Source organism: Nonomuraea corallina (assembly GCF_027620315.1).
In the GTDB taxonomy this organism is placed as follows: domain Bacteria; phylum Actinomycetota; class Actinomycetes; order Streptosporangiales; family Streptosporangiaceae; genus Nonomuraea; species Nonomuraea corallina.
Genome location: NZ_JAPNNL010000025.1, coordinates 14,759 through 32,669, shown reverse-complemented (window position 1 = coordinate 32,669; position 17,911 = coordinate 14,759). Strand labels below are relative to the sequence as shown.

Annotated in this window: 15 protein-coding genes; 8 read left to right on the top strand and 7 right to left on the bottom strand. The window is 70.5% G+C overall.

The window, feature by feature from the left end; translation table 11 throughout:
- Nucleotides 1-26 precede the first annotated feature (26 nt).
- Nucleotides 27-527 carry a DinB family protein gene (locus OUY22_RS09450; protein ID WP_270154451.1) on the bottom strand — a complete coding sequence of 167 codons (501 nt, stop codon included), beginning with the start codon at nucleotides 525-527 and terminating at the stop codon, nucleotides 27-29.
- A 9-nt stretch (nucleotides 528-536) separates the two neighbouring features.
- The gene (locus tag OUY22_RS09445; RefSeq protein WP_270154450.1) at nucleotides 537-2,189 is read right to left on the bottom strand and encodes a PQQ-dependent sugar dehydrogenase; all 1,653 of its coding nucleotides are present in this window, start codon (nucleotides 2,187-2,189) and stop codon (nucleotides 537-539) included.
- Nucleotides 2,190-2,559: 370 nt separating this feature from the next.
- Between OUY22_RS09445 and OUY22_RS09440 the strand changes: the two genes are divergently transcribed.
- The 4 genes from OUY22_RS09440 (at nucleotide 2,560) to OUY22_RS09425 (ending at nucleotide 8,383) form a co-directional block, all read left to right on the top strand.
- A complete protein-coding gene (locus OUY22_RS09440; protein WP_270154449.1) occupies nucleotides 2,560-3,438 on the top strand; it encodes a sulfotransferase family protein in 879 nt (292 codons plus the stop codon).
- A 121-nt stretch (nucleotides 3,439-3,559) separates the two neighbouring features.
- Nucleotides 3,560-4,177, top strand: a complete 618-nt coding sequence (locus OUY22_RS09435; protein WP_270154448.1) for a TetR/AcrR family transcriptional regulator — start codon at nucleotides 3,560-3,562, stop codon at nucleotides 4,175-4,177.
- 268 nt (nucleotides 4,178-4,445) lie between these two features.
- Nucleotides 4,446-7,301 carry an AfsR/SARP family transcriptional regulator gene (locus tag OUY22_RS09430; RefSeq protein ID WP_270154447.1) on the top strand — a complete coding sequence of 952 codons (2,856 nt, stop codon included), beginning with the start codon at nucleotides 4,446-4,448 and terminating at the stop codon, nucleotides 7,299-7,301.
- A 236-nt stretch (nucleotides 7,302-7,537) separates the two neighbouring features.
- Nucleotides 7,538-8,383 carry a hypothetical protein gene (locus OUY22_RS09425; RefSeq protein ID WP_270154446.1) on the top strand — a complete coding sequence of 282 codons (846 nt, stop codon included), beginning with the start codon at nucleotides 7,538-7,540 and terminating at the stop codon, nucleotides 8,381-8,383.
- A gap of 206 nt (nucleotides 8,384-8,589) precedes the next feature.
- Here OUY22_RS09425 and OUY22_RS09420 read toward each other — a convergent pair whose 3' ends face one another.
- Entirely contained in the window at nucleotides 8,590-9,444 is an 855-nt protein-coding gene (locus OUY22_RS09420) for a hypothetical protein (protein WP_270154445.1), read from the bottom strand.
- Complete coding sequence (locus tag OUY22_RS09415) at nucleotides 9,408-9,767, bottom strand: hypothetical protein (protein ID WP_270154444.1); 360 nt, start codon at nucleotides 9,765-9,767, stop codon at nucleotides 9,408-9,410. The genes OUY22_RS09420 and OUY22_RS09415 overlap by 37 nt, the downstream gene beginning before the upstream one ends.
- 160 nt (nucleotides 9,768-9,927) lie before the next feature.
- On the opposite strand from OUY22_RS09415, the gene OUY22_RS09410 reads away from it, so the two are divergent.
- Nucleotides 9,928-10,356 (top strand): YkvA family protein, encoded by a 429-nt coding sequence (locus tag OUY22_RS09410; RefSeq protein ID WP_270154443.1) that lies wholly within the window; start codon nucleotides 9,928-9,930, stop codon nucleotides 10,354-10,356.
- 88 nt (nucleotides 10,357-10,444) lie between these two features.
- On the opposite strand, the gene OUY22_RS09405 is transcribed toward OUY22_RS09410, so the two are convergent.
- Entirely contained in the window at nucleotides 10,445-11,152 is a 708-nt protein-coding gene (locus tag OUY22_RS09405) for a cation diffusion facilitator family transporter (RefSeq protein ID WP_270154442.1), read from the bottom strand.
- Nucleotides 11,149-11,541 (bottom strand): ArsR/SmtB family transcription factor, encoded by a 393-nt coding sequence (locus tag OUY22_RS09400; RefSeq protein ID WP_270154441.1) that lies wholly within the window; start codon nucleotides 11,539-11,541, stop codon nucleotides 11,149-11,151. Before OUY22_RS09400 ends, OUY22_RS09405 begins: the two co-directional genes overlap by 4 nt.
- 307 nt (nucleotides 11,542-11,848) lie before the next feature.
- Between OUY22_RS09400 and OUY22_RS09395 the strand changes: the two genes are divergently transcribed.
- Both OUY22_RS09395 and OUY22_RS09390 read left to right on the top strand, forming a co-directional pair.
- A complete protein-coding gene (locus tag OUY22_RS09395; protein ID WP_270154440.1) occupies nucleotides 11,849-13,180 on the top strand; it encodes a chloride channel protein in 1,332 nt (443 codons plus the stop codon).
- 340 nt (nucleotides 13,181-13,520) lie between these two features.
- Nucleotides 13,521-14,027, top strand: coding sequence for a hypothetical protein (locus tag OUY22_RS09390; protein WP_270154439.1), 507 nt, complete (start codon nucleotides 13,521-13,523; stop codon nucleotides 14,025-14,027).
- A gap of 328 nt (nucleotides 14,028-14,355) precedes the next feature.
- Here the strand turns inward: OUY22_RS09390 and OUY22_RS09385 are convergent, their stop codons facing one another.
- Complete coding sequence (locus OUY22_RS09385; RefSeq protein ID WP_270154438.1) at nucleotides 14,356-15,486, bottom strand: helix-turn-helix domain-containing protein; 1,131 nt, start codon at nucleotides 15,484-15,486, stop codon at nucleotides 14,356-14,358.
- Between the two features lie 184 nt (nucleotides 15,487-15,670).
- On the opposite strand from OUY22_RS09385, the gene OUY22_RS36750 reads away from it, so the two are divergent.
- The gene (locus OUY22_RS36750) at nucleotides 15,671-17,707 is read left to right on the top strand and encodes a SufS family cysteine desulfurase (RefSeq protein WP_333486642.1); all 2,037 of its coding nucleotides are present in this window, start codon (nucleotides 15,671-15,673) and stop codon (nucleotides 17,705-17,707) included.
- Nucleotides 17,708-17,911: the final 204 nt, after the last annotated feature.

Here is a 17,911-nt window from a genome sequence, read left to right as displayed (position 1 = left end):
CGGAGGCCAACGAGAACGGCCCCCCGCTACTCCCCGGTCGTGCCGTCGATCCGCTCGCGCAGCAGGTCGGCGTGGCCGTTGTGGCGGGCGTACTCCTGGATGACGTGGATCAGGGTGCGGCGGTGGGAGACGTCGTTGCCATGGCGCCGCTGCTTGGCGAGCGCGTCCAGCGGAAGAGCGGCCGAGATCTCGCGGGCCCGCTCGATCTCGGCCCGCCAGGTGGCGAACGCCTCCTCGGCCGAGGCGGTGTCCACATCCTCGAAGTCGGCGTCCTGGTGGGTGTCCTTGCCCCACAGCCGCGGCACGTCCTCGCCGTCGATGATCGCGCGGAACCAGGCGCGCTCGACATGCGCCATGTGCCTGACCAGGCCGAGCAGGGACAGGTTCGACGGCGGCACGGCCCGCTCGCGCAGCTGTTCCTCGCTCAGCCCGGCGCACTTGGCGGCGAGCGTCTCGCGCTCCCAGTCGAGGAAGCTGTAGAGCAGCGCCCGCTCGTCGCCGGTGAAGATCGGAGGTGTGCGGTCCATCCCGGCAAGCTAGCGCACCGCGCACGCGTAGCCGGTGGGGACCCCGGTGCCGCCGGGGCGACTGGCCTGGAAGCCGAACGTGGTGCTCTGTCCGGGAGCCAGGGCGCCGTTGTAGGGGGCGTTGTCGAAGACCGCGCCGGTCCCGGCGGCGTTCCACGAGCCGGTGATCTGGTGCCCGGCGGGCAGGGTGACCGTGACCCGCCAGCCGGTGATGGGGGACGTCCCGGTGTTGGTCACCGTGACCGGCTGGACGACGTACCCGGTGGCCCACTGCGTCTGGACGGTGGCCACCGCCGTGCACCCGCCCGTGGCGTCGCCCGGGGCGGTGGTGACGGTGACCGTGCCGGAGACGGGGGAGAGGTTGCCCGCCGCGTCACGGGCGCGGACCTGGAAGCGGTACGTGCTCTGCGGCGTCAGCCCGGTGGCCGTGAACGTCGTGGTCGCGGAGGTGCCCACCTGGGCGAACGAGCCGCCCGACGAGCCCGGCGCGCGCAGCACGTCGTAACCGGTGACGCCGGTGTCGTCGGTGGAGGCGGCCCACGTCAGGGTGGTCGCGGTGGCCGTCGTGCCGGTCGCGGTCAGGTTCCCCGGCGCGGTCGGCGGGGTGGTGTCGCCCCCGGTCGAGACCGGAGGGACGCGGATGATCCGGTCGTCCTGGGCGGTCGGGGTGCCGCGGCCGTCGCGGTTGCTGGTCGCCACCCAGAGCCGGCCGTCGGGGCCCACCTCGATCGTGCGCAGCCTGCCGTACTCCGAGACGAACTCGGCCTGCGGGGTGCCCGCCGTGCCGTCCGCGTTCAGCGGCACCGCCCACACCCGCTGGCCGCGCAGCGCCGCCGCGAAGAGCGTGCCGTTCGCGTACGCCAGACCGCTCGGCGACGCCTGGGACGTCGCCCAGGTGACGATCGGGGCGCGGAAGGAGCCGTTGCCGCAGGAGCCTTCGCAGGTGGGCCAGCCGTAATTGCCGCCCGCCACGATGCGGTTGATCTCGTCCCAGGTGTTCTGGCCGAACTCGGTGGCGTACATCCTGCCCTGCTCGTCCCAGGCTAGCCCCTGGACGTTGCGGTGGCCGTAGCTCCAGACCCGGGAGCCGGGGAACGGGTTGTCGGCGGGGATCGCGCCGGTGGGTGTGATGCGCAGGATCTTCCCCGCGAGGCTGTTGAGGTTCTGCGCGTTGGCCGTGGCGCCCGCGTCGCCGGTGGCCACGTACAGCATGCCGTCGGGACCGAAGGCGATGCGCCCGCCGTCGTGGACCGTCGCGCTGGGCACCCCGGAGAGGATCACCGTCTGCGTCTGCGGCGCGCTGAGCTGGAACCTGACCAGGCGGTTGTCGCCGGCGGTGCTGGTGAAGTACGCGTAGACCCAGCCGTCCCTGACCGCGAGGCCGAGCAGGCCGGCCTCGCCCGAGGCGCTCACGCCGGAGACCGTGGCGACCTGGACGGGCGCCTGGCCGGGGCGTACCTGCGAGATCCGCCCGTCGCGCTCGGCCACCAGTCCGCTGCCGTCGGGCAGGAACGCCAGCCCCCACGGCACCCGCAACCCGGTGACGGACACCTCCGCCCGGTCGAAGTCGAATCCGCCCAGAACCTGGGCCCGCGCGCCGGGAGCGAGGACGACCAGGGCGGACAGGACCATGAGCAGGGCGGTGACGAGACGGGCGCGCATGCCGGGGCTCCTCGTACGGGATCGGCGTCTGCGGACCCCCGCACCGTAGGCACGGGCGCGGCCGAACCTCAACGAGCGCCGACGGGGCGAGCCCGTGACCTGGGACGCAGCCTCGGCGAGGGGTGAAACTTTCAGGTCGGCCCCTGCGGCGGGTGAGAAGTCCGTGCGTGCGGGCTGCCTGGCAGTTTCCTGGGAGTCGTAGCCGTGCGGATGCCCGGTGTGCATGGGCGGGATACGTTGTCTGCACCCTCAACCCCCAGGTAAGGGCCTTGCATGGCCTTTGTCACGACATATCCTTTAAGTTACGTTTGTCTGACTCGGTTCACCCGGGGAGCGGGAAGCACGCGGACGGAAAGGCAGCAAGTCGCGCATGAGCGTGGTGAAGACCGGCATCAGGCGGAGAGTTCGGCTTCTGGGCCAGGCGCTGCGCCCGCCGATGCCGTTGAAGTTCCAGGAAGCGAACAGGCCCGCCGAGTCCCCGCGACCACCCAAACGCGTGCAGGTCGTCGACTACAGCGTCCCGATCATGCCTCGGCAGGTCCCCTCCCCGGTGTTCGTGATCGCGCCCGTGCGCTCCGGCTCCACACTGCTGCGCACCCTCCTCAACAGCCACTCCCGCATCCGCGCCCCGCACGAACTCCACCTGCGCACCCTGCGGGTGCAGCCCACCCCCGGCTTCTCCGAGGAGTCCATGCTGGAGCTCGGCCTGGACCAGGTGGAGCTGGAGCACGTGCTCTGGGACCGCATTCTGCACCTGGAGCTGCGGCGCAGCGGCAAGGACGTCATCGTCGACAAGACCCCGGGCAACGTCTTCATCTGGGAACGGCTGAAGTACGCCTGGCCGGACGCCCGCTTCCTCTTCCTGCTGCGCCACCCGGAAGGCGTGGTCTCCTCACTGGAGAACCGCAAGGGCAACACCGCCACCCGGGAAGCCCTGGAGGCCAACGCGCTGAAGTACTTCAAGCCCCTGGAGAAGGCCCGCCGCACCCTCGACGGCCTGACGCTCCGGTACGAGGAGCTGACCACGGAGCCCGAACGGGTCACCCGCGAGGTCTGCGACTACCTGGGCGTGGCCTGGGAGCCGGGCATGCTCGACTACGGCAGTCACGACCACGGCCGCTTCCTGCCGAACCTGGGCGACCGCAGCGACAACATCAAGTCCGGCAAGATCCAGCCCGCCCGCACCTTCGCCGACGTCAAGCTCTCGCCTCAGCTCGCCAAGTACGCCGGCGCCTGGGGGTACCGTTGACCGGCTCGACGCCGCCGAGGCGCGTGAACGGGTCGCTCAGATCCTGGATGCCCACACTCCCGGCATAACCGACAACTGCAAGAAAACCGACATCTGTCGTTTATCGGTTACGCTGAGGAACGTGGCCACTGCGAGAGCGAGCACCAGCCCGTCCGGTGACCGGCGCGTCCGCCGGACCCGATCAGCCCTGGCCCAGGCGCTGCTGCGGCTGGTCGAGCAGCGGGACCTGGCCCGGATCAGCGTCTCGGACGTCGCCGAGGACGCCGGCGTGAGCCGTTCCGCCTTCTACGACCACTACCGGGACGTCCACGAACTGGCCGAAGATGCCTGCACCGCGATGATCGACGACCTGATCGAGTCCCTGCCAGGACCCGCCCTGAACTCGCCGGACCTGGTACGGGAGGCGACCCGCTCGCTGGAGGCCTTCTTCGCCAGCCTGGCCGGGCACGCCGGGCTGTACCGCGCGCTGCTCGGGCCGCACGGCAGCGCGCGCGTCGCAGGCCACATCCGCCGCCGCATCTCCGCCGTCATCCAGGACCGCCTGGCCCACGCCGACGCCGGCGAGTGGCCCGAGCGCTTCCCCCACGACGTGACGGCCTCGTTCGCCGCGGGCGCGCTCATGGGCGTGGCGGCCGACTGGCTCGAAGGCGGATGCCCGCGCGCGCCCGCCGAGATGGCCGGAGTGACGTGGCCGCTGCTGAACGCGCACTACCGCGTCGACGAGAGCGCGAGCGGCTGAGAACTCCGCCTTCATGACGGGCAGCACCCTGCTCGCCGACGGCGGCGACACCGCCTGAACGGACTCGTCGTGGCAGCTCAGTAGTCTTTGCGCAGCAAGCGGGTGTGCGTGTCCAGGACCTCGACCGCGCCGGGTGACAGTCCATAAACCTCGCGACAGAGGCATCAGAAGCGTCTCGAACGATTCACATGAGAGGGGGCCGATCCGCGAACCGAGCGCTGTGGGAGTAGCCGTGCTGCGAGACGACGGAACCACCTGGATACCGGCCATGAGCACAGGAGATGCGGCGGGCTGGGGCGACGTCCGGGTCCTGGGCCCTCTGGAGGTGCGGGTCGCCGGCGAGGCGCTGGATCTGGGCGGCCGGCGGCTGAGGCTGCTCTTCGCGCTGCTCACGGCCGACGCCGGCCGGGTGGTGACGGTGCGGGCGCTGGCGGAGGGGCTGTGGGGGCTGGACGCGCCGCCGGATGCCCATCGAACCGTGCGCACCTACGTGTCACGGATGCGCAAGGTGCTGTCACCCGCCGACCGGGCAGAGCCTCAGACGGCCCTGATCTCCACGCATCCGTCCGGTTACGTGCTGCGCCTGGAGGCCGACGGGCTGGACGCGGCCAGGTTCGAGCGGCTGACGGCCGAAGGGCGCGCCCTGGTGGCCGAGCAGCCGTCGATCGCGCGCGAACGCCTGTCCGCCGCTCTGTCGCTATGGCGCGGTGACGCCTATGGCGAGTTCGCGGAGGTCGCGCTGCTCCGCCAGGAGGCGACCCGGCTGAACCAGTTACGGCTGCGCGCCGTCGAGGATCGCATCGACGCCGAACTCGCGATCGGCGCCGGTGAGGCGTTGGTCGGGGAACTGCTGACCCTGACGGAGCGTCATCCCGGGCACGAGCGGCTCTGGGGACAGTTGATGATCGCCCTGTGCCGGGGAAGCCGCCACGCCGAGGCGCTGGAGATGTACGTACGGGCCCGCGCCGCTCTCATCGAGCAGTCCGGCATGGAGCCGTCACCGGCGCTGGCCGAGATCCACCGCCAGGTGCTGTCGCACGACCCCCGGCTGCTCGGCGCCCGCATCGGCGCGCCGGCGGTCGGCATCCCGCGGCCGGCCCAGCTGCCACCGGACGTGGCGGGCTTCACCGACCGGGAGCGGGAGCTCGTCTCTCTCGACATGGTTCTGGCCGGCGCGCACCCGGCCGGCGCCGTCGTCTGCGCGGTCTCCGGCACCGCGGGAGTGGGCAAGACCACCCTGGCCGTGCACTGGGCGCGCCGCGTCGCGGAGCGCTTCCCCGACGGGCAGCTGTACGTGAACCTGCGCGGCTTCGACCCGGCCGGATCCGCGGTGAGCCCGGCCCAGGCCGTCCGCGGGTTCCTGGACGCCCTCGGCGTCTCCCCGGCCGGCGTCCCGCCGAGCCTGGAGGCGCAGACGGGCCTGTACCGCAGCCTGCTGAACGACCGCCGGATGCTGGTGGTGCTGGACAACGCCCGCGACGCCGAGCAGGTCCGGCCGCTTCTGCCCGCCGCACCCGGCTGCATGGCGCTGATCACGAGCCGCAACCGCCTGGCCAGCCTGGCCGCGGTGGAGGGTGCGGATCTGCTCGTCGTCGATCTGCTCACCGCAGCCCAAGCCGGCGCCCTTCTGACGTATCGACTCGGTGCCGCCCGGGTGGCCGCCGAACCCGCCGCCGTGTCGTCGATCATCGAACGTTGCGCGGGACTGCCGCTGGCGCTCGCCATCATCGCCGGCCGCGCGGCCGCCCAGCCACACCTGCCGCTCGCGGCACTCGCCCACGAGCTGGAGGAGATCGACGGCCGTCTGGACACCCTCAACGGCGGCGACCCCGTCTCCGAGATCCGGGCGGTCTTCGCGGGCTCCTGCAACGCGCTCGCCGAGACGCCCGCCCGGCTCTTCCGGCTCCTGGGCCTGCATCCGGAGCGCGACGTCTCGCTGCACGCGGCGGCCAGCCTGGTGGGCCTGCCCCCGGCGCGCGTGCGGGCCCTCTTGGCCGAACTGGTCCGGGTGCACCTGGTCAACGAGATCGCCCCGGGCCGGTACTCCCTCCACGACCTGCTCCGCGCGTACGCGGCGGAGCAGGTCGCCACGCACGAGGGCGACGACGCCCGGCACGCGGCGACGCGGCGCATGCTCGACCACTACCTGCACACGGCCGACGCGGCCGGCTCTCTCCTGACCCGCAAACAGAGCCTGATCACCCTCGCCCGCGCGGCCCCGGACACCGCCCTCGCACTCCCCGGCGACCACGGGCAGGCGCTGACCTGGTTCGCCGCCGAACTTCCCGTGCTCGCCGCCATCGTCGAACGCCCTCCTCAGGATTTCCATCCCTATGCCTGGCAGCTCGCTGCGACGCTCGCCACGTTCCTCGACCGGCAGGGACACTGGCTGTCGCTGGCCGTCGTGCAGACCGCCGCGCTGAGAGCGGCCCAACGCCACGGCGACCAGACCGCGCAGGCCAACGCCCACCTCGGCCTCGGTCTCTCCCACGTCGCTCTCGACCAGGACACGGCCATCGGCCACTTCGAACGCGCGCTGGAGATCTACGAACGGTTCGGGAACCACATCGGACAGGCTCACACCCACCAGGCCTTCGCCCGCGCTCTGGGGGCGCAGCAGCGCCATCGCGAGGCGCTCGCGCACGCCTACGACAGTCTCAAGCACTACCTGGCCGTGGACGATCGAGCCGGGCAGTCCGCCGCCCTGGGCGGCATCGGCTGGTACCACGCCCACCTCGGCGACTACGCCGAGGCTCTCGCGCACTGCAGGCAAGCCCTCGACCTGGCGAGGCAGACCCTGGACCTCAACGGCCAAGCCCACAACTGGGACAGCATCGGATACATCCGGCACCAGCTCGGCGAACACCAGCGGGCCGTCGACTGCTACCGGCGAGCCCTCGTCCTGTTCCGGCAGACGGGCGACCGGCAGAGCATGGCGATCGGGCTGGGCTACATAGGCGACGCGCACCGCGCCGCCGGCGATCCGGCCGCCGCCCGCGAGGCGTGGTCCCAAGCCCTGGTCATCGCCGACGAGCTCAACCTCCCGGAGTCGAATCCGCTGCGCGTCAGGATCACGCGCTGTCTCGATCGGGCCTCCCTGGCGGAACGACTGCCGGAGCCGTAGCGCTCGCCCGGACCTGCGGTGTCGACCCGTTGTCGATGGGATGTCGACGGCCGCTGTGAGGCTGTGCTCAGCCAGCTCCACGACCGGTTCTGACCAGCCGGCCGCGGAGACTGCACGACACCGTCCACAGTTATCGATGCACGGGGAGAACCATGCGCAACAGCAGTATCAGACCAGGCCCTCGCCACAGAGGGTGGCTTTCACGAACGTACGCCGGCGTCCTCTCGTTCGCTGTCATGGCCGTCGCGCTGGTGTCCGGGGGCGCCGCCGCGCACGCCGACGACGCCGACGCGTGCGCGCAGCGCATGCAGGGCACGCTGGCCGCCAATCCCACGCTCGTCAGTCCGGGCCAGAACACGACGCTGAGCTGGAACGTCACGGTCACCGCCACGCCGGAGGACTGCCCCGGCACGTTCGGGCAGCGGCTCGACACCACACCGGTCCGGGCACAGGACTCGACCGTGGTGCAGCTGAACCAGACCAGAACGTTCGAGCTGCGCGGTTTCTACCGCACACCTGACAACATCACCGTCCATCGCACGCTCGCGTCGAGGACCGTGACCGTCCAGTCGTGCACGATAACCCCGGTCGTCCTGCCCGCGCAGGAGCTGGCCAAGTTCATCCCGCCCCATACCAACAACGGCGCGGACCGCGACTTCAACGCCAACGGTCCTCAGGTCGCCATCACCACGTCGCTGCGCAAGGGGCTCGACACCTCGGGCAGGGCCACTCGGGTGGAAGTGCTCGCCAACATGTCCGCGAGGGAGACCAAGTCCGACTTCACCCAGGCGAGCGGCAGCCGCCTCTACACCCTCTACACGGCTCCGGCCGACGGCTCGGAGATCATCGCGGTCACCCACAGCTCCGGGGGACCCGTCACGACGTCCGAGAACGTGTCGTACACGGACACCGACCACGCGATCGATGTGCTCTCCCCGAGCAGCACCTCGAGTTTCGTGGATTACTACGCGGTGTACGGGGACGGGCTGGGGCCGGAGGCCGGCATCCACACCGGGGTCTCCACGACACTGAAGTCCCTCCGGGTGACGCTGAGCAAGTGCTCGCCGGTTCCGTCGCGCTGAGGCCGGGGAAAGCTTCAGGGCGCTGACACCGCACTGACGAACGACCAAGGGCCTGATCGCTGTCTCCAGCGATCAGGCCCTTCGGGATGGCGGGACAGAACGCGCCCGGGTGACCTGATGCCCGTCTCGTCCGGGGCTCGGTACGGGTCAGAAGGGGACGGCGAGCTGCTCTCAGCCCAGACCTCCTCGGCGTCGGAGCCTGCCGGTCACCGCTTCAGCCTGAGCGTCTTCCTCGACGTGCCCGGGAACACGACCACCAGGTGTTCCTCCCCCGCATCGCGGACCCGCACGTAGACCCGGAGCCGGTATCGGCCCTTCCCCTCGATCGCCAGGTTCGGCATCGGCGCGCCCGCGCCCACCTCGCCGTCGTCCATCTCCGGCACGGTGAGCCGGCCGGTGGGGCTGACGATCGGCACCTCGGTGACCTGATCCCAACCGGCCGTCCGCCGCGGCGGCGCGGTGCGCAGGGCCTTCACGGTGAGGCAGAGGTCGACGACGTCCTCGACGTGCCCGATGAGCGCCGCGCTGCGGGCAACCCCGATGCCGGCGCTGCTTTCGTACACCCTCTCCGTCGCCTGTCCGGCCGCCTCCCCGGCCGCTTCGTCCGCAGGGTCGTGGACCAGATAGCCGGCGTCGCCGTCGACGAACAGGAAGTAGGTGGCCGTGGCCTGGACGACCCCCTTCGTCCGGGGCCACGGGTCGCGGCACCTCGCGTTCTGCTCGGCGACGTAGGCGTCGTTCGCCGCCTCCGACTGCTTGGTCGATCGCAGCAGGTCGGGATGGGTCGCCCCGACGATCTCCGGGCAGACGTAGACGAGGTCCCACGGGTCCGCGCCCCCCGCGGGCCGCTCGCTCCCGGCCCGCGTCAGGATCGCCTCCTGCTCGTCGCGGTCCTTCGCATGGCACAGCGCCCGCCCGTACGCGAGAACCTCCTGGTCTGACAGGTTGTCCGGGAACATGGGCGGAACCCCGCCGTCGCCGCTGCGCGCCCGGCAGAGGAACGCGGCGTCGCGTTCCGCGGGTTTCAGGTCGCCGAACGCGGGCCGGTCGTAGCAGTCCATCGACCAGCCGCTGTGCGCAGCATGGGGGACCGCCAGCGGATGACGAGCAGGTAGAGGACGTCCATCGCGGTCCACAACACGAGCTGGAACGCCGCGTCGACCACGGCGGGGAGCAGCACGATCGGCAACCACAGCACCACGGTGTACGCCACCGCCAGATACAGCAGCCGGCGCAGTGCCTTCTCCCGACGATCCAGCCGGCCCGGTGCGGGGGCGCGCAGGATCAGCCACAGCAGCGCGGCCTTCACCACGGCGACCACGAGCAGCGCCAACACCGTCAGGGTGTGGAACCCGTCAGGCGCGTAGGACTCCAGATAAACCAACGAGCGATTCCCCCAGATCCCGCGCTCTGCGACGCCGGGCGTCCAGGACGTCGCAGTCGGCGTGGCCGGGGAAGAAACGCCGCACGAGGTCCCGTTGTGCGAGGCGGACGGCTCTCCGTCGGCCCTCACCGTGCCCCGATATACGGGAAAGCGAGCAGACATGACCGGATCCTGGGGATGGGATCTGCTGATCGGGACCGTGGCCGCCCTCCTGGTCGCCTGGCTGGCGCTGATCGGAACCCTGGTGATCATCCGTCCCCGAGGCAACCTCCTGCGCGAGGCGCTCCGGCTCCTGCCGGACGTGCTGCGCCTGATCCGCCGCCTGGCCGCCGACCCCGACCTGCCGCGCGGCGTGCGCGTACGGCTCGCGCTCCTGCTCGCCTACCTGGCCCTGCCCCTGGACCTGGTGCCCGACTTCATCCCCGTGCTGGGCCAGGCCGACGACGTCATCATCGTCGCCCTGGTCCTGCGCTCGGTGGTCCGCCGCGCCGGCTCGCAGGCGCTCCGCCGGCATTGGCCGGGCACCGACGACGGCCTCGCCGCCCTGACCCGCCTGACCGGAGCCGGCGAACCACGCGCCACGCCCTGACGCCACCGGTTCCCTTACTGCTGGTGTCGGCGGCGGAGCATCTCGGCCCGGTAGGCGGTTCGAACGGCGCCAGGCATCGGCCGGCGTCTCATGCAGCGCCGTGCTCGCCCCCGCCCGTGCGGCAGTCTCCGGCGCAGGACGTCGGGGCCGGATCCATGGTCGTGGCCGGCGGGTTCGCGGCGCAGCAGGCGTCGCCGCGCCACGCTTCGCGGCCCTCCTTGACCGCGACGCCGGCGATGACCAGAGCGGCGATCGGATCCGCCCAGGACCATCCGAACAGGCTGTTGAGAGCCAGGCCGACCAGCAGTACGCCGGACAGGTACGTACACAGCAAGGTCTGCTTGGAGTCGGCCACCGCGGAGGCGGAGCCGAGTTCGCGGCCGGCGCGACGCTGCACGTAGGACAGGAACGGCATGATCACGAGCGACAGCCCGGCCAGGATCAGGCCGGCGGTGGAGTGTTCGGCTTCACCGGCGCCGAACAGCGCGCGTACCGCGTCGAAGGCGACGTAGGCGGCCAGCGCGAAGAAGGAGATCGCGATGACGCGCAGCGCGGCCTTCTCGCGGCGTTCGGGGTCGGCGGCGGAGAACTGCCAGGCCACCGCGGCGGCGGACGCGACCTCGACCACGGAGTCGAGCCCGAACCCGATCAGCGCGGCCGAGGAGGCGATGCTGCCGGCGGTGATGGCCACGACCGCTTCGATCACGTTGTAGGTGATGGTCGCCGCCACCAGGAGCCGGATCCGGCGCCGCAGCGAGGTCCGCCGAGCGGGCGTGACCAGATCCACCGTGGTCACGGCACCGCTGTGTGGTCGAGCTCGGCTGTCCGGCCGCTGGAGTCGCGGGCCGGGGCGGCCGGCTGATCGTCGTCATCGGGGCACAGGACCACCGCATGGCCGGTAACGGTCAGCAGGTGCTCGGCGGAGGCCAGCAGGTCCATCAGCTCGGGCCGGGTCAGCGCGTAGAAGGACTGGCGGCCTTCGGCGCGGTAGTCGACCAGGCCGCAGTCGCGCAGGCAGGCCAGATGCTTGGACACGGTGGACTGGGCCAGGCCCAGCTGGGTGGTCAGGTCCACCACGCGGGCCTCGCCGCGCGTGAGTCGTTGCACGATGCGCAGACGCGTCTCATCCGCCAGGGAGTGAAACAGCGCCGCCGCCGGGGAGATGCCCCCGGTGACTGTCGGCACTGACACACCGGCCGCCGTCTTGTTCTATCGCCATATGGCGATGATAGCCGCAACTGGGAATGAATGGGGTTGCACCCGGGGATAGGGCAATGTGACGTTCCACGATCTGGCCGCGCTGATGGCGCCGGCGCTCCGGATCCCTTGCCACGCCCGCTCTCAGGTGACGGCCACGTACCTGGCATAGACCCGCCAGCCTCACGCGATTCATCAACAATACGTAAAGAGGCGGGGACGGTAAGCGACTTTTGGGGAAGTTCACTATGGGCGCCGGCCTGGCCGCCGAGACCTGAGTGTGAGGAGAATTCCGGTGGGCCGATCCGACGACGCGCGCGGCTGGCCAAGCGTCAAAGACCTCTGCCGCATCAGCGCCGCGGCCCTCGCCGGCGGCTGCGCCATCGGTCTCGTCGGCGGGCTCTTCCGGTGGCTCCTGGCCGCGGCCGACGACCACCGCGACCGGTTGCTCGCCTGGGTCCGCCTCGACCCCTCATGGCGATGGGCCGTGGCCGTCCTCGGCGCGGCGGCAGCGGTGGCCCTCGCCCGCCACATCGTCCGCTGGGTGCCGCAGGCCGCGGGCAGCGGCGTCCAGCGCGTCGAGGCCGAGCTGCGGGAGGAGATCGCCCCGGTCGGTATCAGGTTGGTCGCCGCCAAGTTCGTCGGTGGGCTCCTGTCGCTGGGTGCGGGCATGGCGCTCGGCAGGGAGGGTCCCACGGTACAGATGGGGGCGGCGTTCGGCACCGACGCCGGGCACCGTTTCGGTGCGAGCTCCCACGACGTACGGACGATCTCCGCAGGGGCCGCGGGAGCGGGCTTGGCGGTGGCGTTCGGCGCGCCGATGGGTGGCGCGCTGTTCGTGTTCGAGGAGGTCGCGCGGGCGTTCCGCCTCCGGCTGGCGCTGGCGACGTTCGTCGCGGTCTCCTCGGCGGTGGCCGTTTCGTGGCTGCTTCTCGGCACCGAGCCCATCTTCTCGCTTCCGGCGCCGGTCAGCGCGCCGTCGATGGTGTCACTTCCGGTATATGCCGTTCTGGGGCTCCTGCTGGGCGCGGCGGGAGTGGCCTACAACAAACTCGTGATCTTCCTGCTGAATGTCGCGGACGCGGTGCCACGCCTGGTTCCGGAGGCGAAAGCGGCCATCGTGGGCGGCATGGTCGGCCTGCTCGGTCTCGCGGCCCCCGAGCTGATCGGCGGCGGCGACGTGCTGAACCAGGAGATCCTCAACGAGCAGGTGACGCTGGGCTACCTCGCCCTGATCCTCCTCGTCCGCTGGCTCCTCGGCCCGCTGTGCTACTCGGTGAGCACGCCCGGCGGCCTCTTCGCCCCGCTGCTGGCCGTCGGAGCCGCCGCCGGCGCGCTGTTCGCCTGGCCGCTGCAGGAGTTTTTCCCGGCACTCGGCATCTCCCTGACCGCCGCGGCCATCGTCGGCATGTCCACGTTCTTCGCGGCGGTCGTCCGCGCGCCTTTCACCGGCGTCGTCCTGATCGTCGAAATGACGGCCACGACCGCCCTCGTCGTGCCCATGATCGTCGCCGCGGCCGGCGCGCTGCTGAGCGCGACGGCGCTGCACGGCCCCCCGGTGTACGACACCCTCCGCCATCGGATGGAGGCGGCCCAGCACCCCGGGTCCCGAATCCCGGAACCCTGACGGCCGGTCGTCGGGATCGGCCTGTTCCTCCCAGAGCCCCCGAAGAAGGCTTCATCGAACCCGTGCGCCGCCGGCAACCCGTACTGATCTGTTCTGGCGATGCAGCTCGCATATAGGCCGTCTCGTTGTCTCCAGTTGTTCGGGTCCCCTGTGTCTAACAGCCATCGACGGCCGGTCGCCGGATTTGCGTGATCAAAATACCCAGGGATGACCGCCAACGCTCCCGGAGAAAGGCGATATGCGATGTCCGGCGAGTGACCGGATCCCGACCTGGCAGTGGTCGCTGCTACTGAAGATGCTGACGATATCCATCACGTCATACCGAATGGCAGGAGGAGGCTTGACCAGCTTGTCGAATTCCACGGCCAGACGGCGCATCATCAGCGCCCTCGTACTACCACTGGTGGTACTGCTGGGCATCACAGTCGCGCCCGCAGCCGCACACAGCACGACCAGCGCTCCAGAGCACACCTACGAATACCAGCAGGGCGAGGTCTCGGTCAACGCGAACTGCACCGGCTGGATGAATCTGCTAAATTCCGACAACAGGGTGACCGGAAAGGTCACGTGGTGCAATGATGCGCCAAACCGGAATCACTTCATTATCTGCGATCTGTGGGGCGATCCCTACAGTCCGGCGATCGTCGTCGACCCGGAAGGCGCGGGCCCTCCGGATGTGATCGCCTATTACGACGAGAACGGCGCGAACAATCCAGCCTGCTTCGAGCGCCACATCGGCTACCAGGTCCGTAAATGGGGCAGAGGAGTGACGAGGCACGATAATCCGCAGGGCAGCTGGGCGGTTGACCCGCCATGGCAGAAGCCTGCGGGACCGTTCGAGTGGTGATCGTCGGCACGATGCGGTGAAGAGGACGGCCCAGTCGGCGGACTGGGCCGTCCTTGTCCTCGGCGGGATCGATCGAAGTCGCGGACGGCCACACCAGGGGTTCCACGGCCACCCAACACGCGCGGGAATGCTTACCGCGGGAGGCGTTGCAAGACCGCGACGGTCAAGCTGACCGAGCACACCATGTTGTTCTACGCCCGTACGACGCCCGGCAGTCCGGATGCCGAGCAATACCAGCTGCGTCACACCCTGACGTACACCCTGGAGGGAAGCCAGTGGCGCTCAGCCATGACGCGCCGCGAACTCGGTGGCCCGCGACGTTGCTGAATCAAGCGGTGATCCGGGTCATCTGCCGAAGCGCCCCCCGGGTCGACTCGCAGTCCATCGCCCGCAGCCGGGCCAGCACCGGTCCGGCGTCCGCGTTGAATCGCAGTTCCTCCGGGCAGCCCGCGACGATCCGCCACAACAGCGCCATGGCCGCGCTCGAGTCGCCGTCCATCGCGTGCGCGGTGGCCACGGCCAGCAGGTGCCGCGCCTGGCGGTCCTTGTCGGGGAGGCGGTCGGCGTCGAGGCCCGCCGCGAGGCGGATCGCCTGCGCGTACCGGCCCAGCCGGACCGCGACCGCGACTCTGTGCAGGTCCACCTCCAGCGCGAACTCCGGGCCCAGCCGGTCGCCGATCCTACGGGCGCGGTTCAGCAGCTCCTCGGTTCGCAGCACGTCGTTCTCCTCGGCGGCGGCGAGCGCGGCCGTCAGATAGCAGAGCCCGGTGACCTCCAGCGACTCGGGCCGCTCGTCGATCACGGCCAGGCACAGCCAGTGCGCGTCGGCGTACCGGCCGAGCGAGACGAGCACGCCCGCCACCTCAGCCTTCGTGATCGCCGAACCCGCCGAGGAGGCCACCGCGCGATCGGCGGCGACCAGGGCCAGCGCGTGCTGGCCGCAGCTTCGCAGCAGCGCCGCGAACAGCCGGTACACCTGGGTGAGGCCGGCCGTACCGGCTTCCCGGTCCGCGCCGGTGGCGACCCTGGCCGACAGGTCGGCCATCGACAGCAGCGGCGGCAGGCGGCGCCGCGTCTCGGTGTAGCGGTGGGGCGAGCGCTGCCAGATCTCCCACGCCGTCCTCACGTGGTGCTGCACCCGCAGCACGCTCTCGGTCGCCTCGCCGGTGAACCGGCCGGGCAGCAGCAGCGCGTTCCCGACCTCGTCGGATTCGCCGTGGTCGCGGGCGGGCGGGAGTTTCGTCCGGCCGCCGACGAACTCGGAGAGATCCTCGACCTGGAGCACTTCGGCGATCCGCATGATGGTCGACAGCCGATCCAGGGGTTTCACCCCGTTCTCGACCAGGCGGAGCCATTCCTCGCTGCAGCCGACCAGGTCGGCCAGGATTCTCCGGGTAAGGCCGCGCGAACGGCGCCTGGCCATGATCCGCGCGCCGTCAACCAAGAAATCGCCGACCATGCCGCCACATTAAGTGAGGAATTCGAGGCCCTCGGTGGCCGGAAATGACGGCAACTCCTTGCCGCTCCACCTTCCTGAGATGTGGGTTACGCTGAAGAGTCGGCCATGACGCAACTCCAGTTGGATCTAGCCGGTCGGGCTCCGCCGACACTGCCGCTACACCATTCGGCAGGAGGAGACCACGATGGCGATCGACGTCGAGTCGATTCGGAAGGAATTCCCGTTCTTCGAAACCGCCCTTGACGGTTCCCGCCCACCCGTGTACCTCGACAGCGCCGCCACCACGCAGAAACCCGCCGTCGTCCTGAGCGCGTTGAACCACTACTACATCCGCACCAATGCGAATGTGCACCGTGGCGTGTACCGGCTGGCCGTACAGGCGACCGACCTGTACGAAGGGGCGCGAAGCAAGATCGCCGCGTTCGTGCGCGCACCGCGAGCCGAAGAGATCGTGTTCACCAAGAACGCGACCGAGGCCGTCAACCTGCTGGCCAACTCGTTCATCTGGGCGGACGGACGGCTCCGCGTCGGTCCCGGCGACGAGATCGTCCTGACCGAGATGGAGCACCACTCCAACCTGATCCCCTGGCGGCTGCTGGCAGAGCGGGTGGGTGCGAAGGTCAGATATCTCGGCATCACCGACGACGGCCGTCTGGACCTCTCCGACCTGAACGAGAAGCTCAACGAGCGGACCAAGGTCGTGGCGGTCGTGCACGCGTCGAACATCCTGGGCACGGTGAACCCGATCGCAACGATCGCCGCCCGCGCGCACGAGGTCGGCGCCCTGATGGTTGTCGACGCGGCACAGTCGGTCCCGCACCTCGGCATCGACGTCACCGCGCTGGGCGCCGACTTCGTCACGTTCTCCGGCCACAAGATGTGCGGCCCCACCGGAATCGGCGCCCTATGGGGCAGGTACGAACTGCTGGAAAAGCTCCCGCCCTTCCTCGGCGGCGGCGAGATGATCGAGCACGTCGCGGTGGACGCCATGCACTACGCCGCGCCCCCGCTCAAGTTCGAGGCCGGCACACCCCCGGTCGCGCAGGCCGTCGGCCTTGGCGCCGCCTGCGACTTCCTGAGCAACATCGGCATGGACGCGATAGCCGCCCATGACCAGGCCCTGATCGAGTACGCCCTGGACCGGCTCGGCGACGTTCCCGGCATCCGCTTCATCGGCCCGACCGACACCGCGAACCGGCTGCCGCTCCTGTCGTTCGTGGTGGACAGCATCCCGCTCCAGCGCATGCGCGCGAGTCTGGACGAGGCGGGCATCGCCGTCCGGTCCGGCAACCACTGCGCGCAGCTCGCGTGCAGCCGATTCGGCGTCCCCGCCGCGATCCGGGCCTCGTTCTACCTGTACAACTCCCCCGACGAAGTCGACATCCTCGCCGAGACCCTCGAAACGGCTACGAGGTCCCGGGGCGCCGTGACCGCGGACACCTCCTTCGATGTCAGCCTGGTACGGCCGTACCAGGACATCCTGCTCCCGTCGATCTTCCAGCCGTGGGCGGAGTACATGGTCGAGGCGCTGGCGCCGGCCCCCGGCACCAAGGCGCTCGACATCGGCACCGGCCCCGGCACCGTCGCCCGGGTGCTGGCCCAGGCAATCGGCCCCACCGGCGCCGTGGTCGGCACCGACCTCAACCCCGCCATGCTCGCCCTCGCCGCTGAATCGCCCGCCCTCGACGGCGCCCCCATCCAGTACGTCGAATGCGGTGCCGCCCCGATGCACGTCTCCGACCAAGCGTTCGACCTGATCACCATGCAGCAGGTCCTGCAGTTCGTTCCCGATCGCGGTGCGGCGCTGGCCGAGATGCGGCGGGCCGCCCGCCCCGGGGCCCGGATCGCCATCGCCACGTGGCAGCCGCTGCACCGCAACCCCCTCTTCCGTGCCCTGCACGACGCCGTCGCCACCGTCCTCGGCCCCGACAAGGCGGACCTCTTCGAGGAACCGTGGTCCCTGCCCGGGACCGAGGTCGCCGCGCTGGCGAAGGAGGCCGGTTTCGTCGACGTCGAACTCCGCGAATGGACGCTACCGGCCACCCTTCCCGGGGGGCCTGACGCGATCTGCTGCCTGTTCGACTTCTCCGCGGTCAGACCGTACATCGGTTCGCGTCGCGCCGACCTCACGGCCGCCGTACGCGCGAATCTGGCGCACTGCACCGATGAGACCGGCGTCCACTCGGAGACCGCGGTGACCCTGGTGACCGCCCGAGCCTGACCGCCGCTCTTCCCCCGAAGGCCACTTCCCGCCGGGAGGTGGCCTTTCGCCGCCCAGGCCCATGAGTTCGCCATGCCCGACCCAACGGCCCACTCGGGCCAGGGCGCGCCACCGCAAGAGATCCTCGACTTGCGAGCGGAATGCGGATCTGATCGGTGACCCACTCCGCGTGATGTCCCCATGCTCATCTAGGGCGCGTGAGCA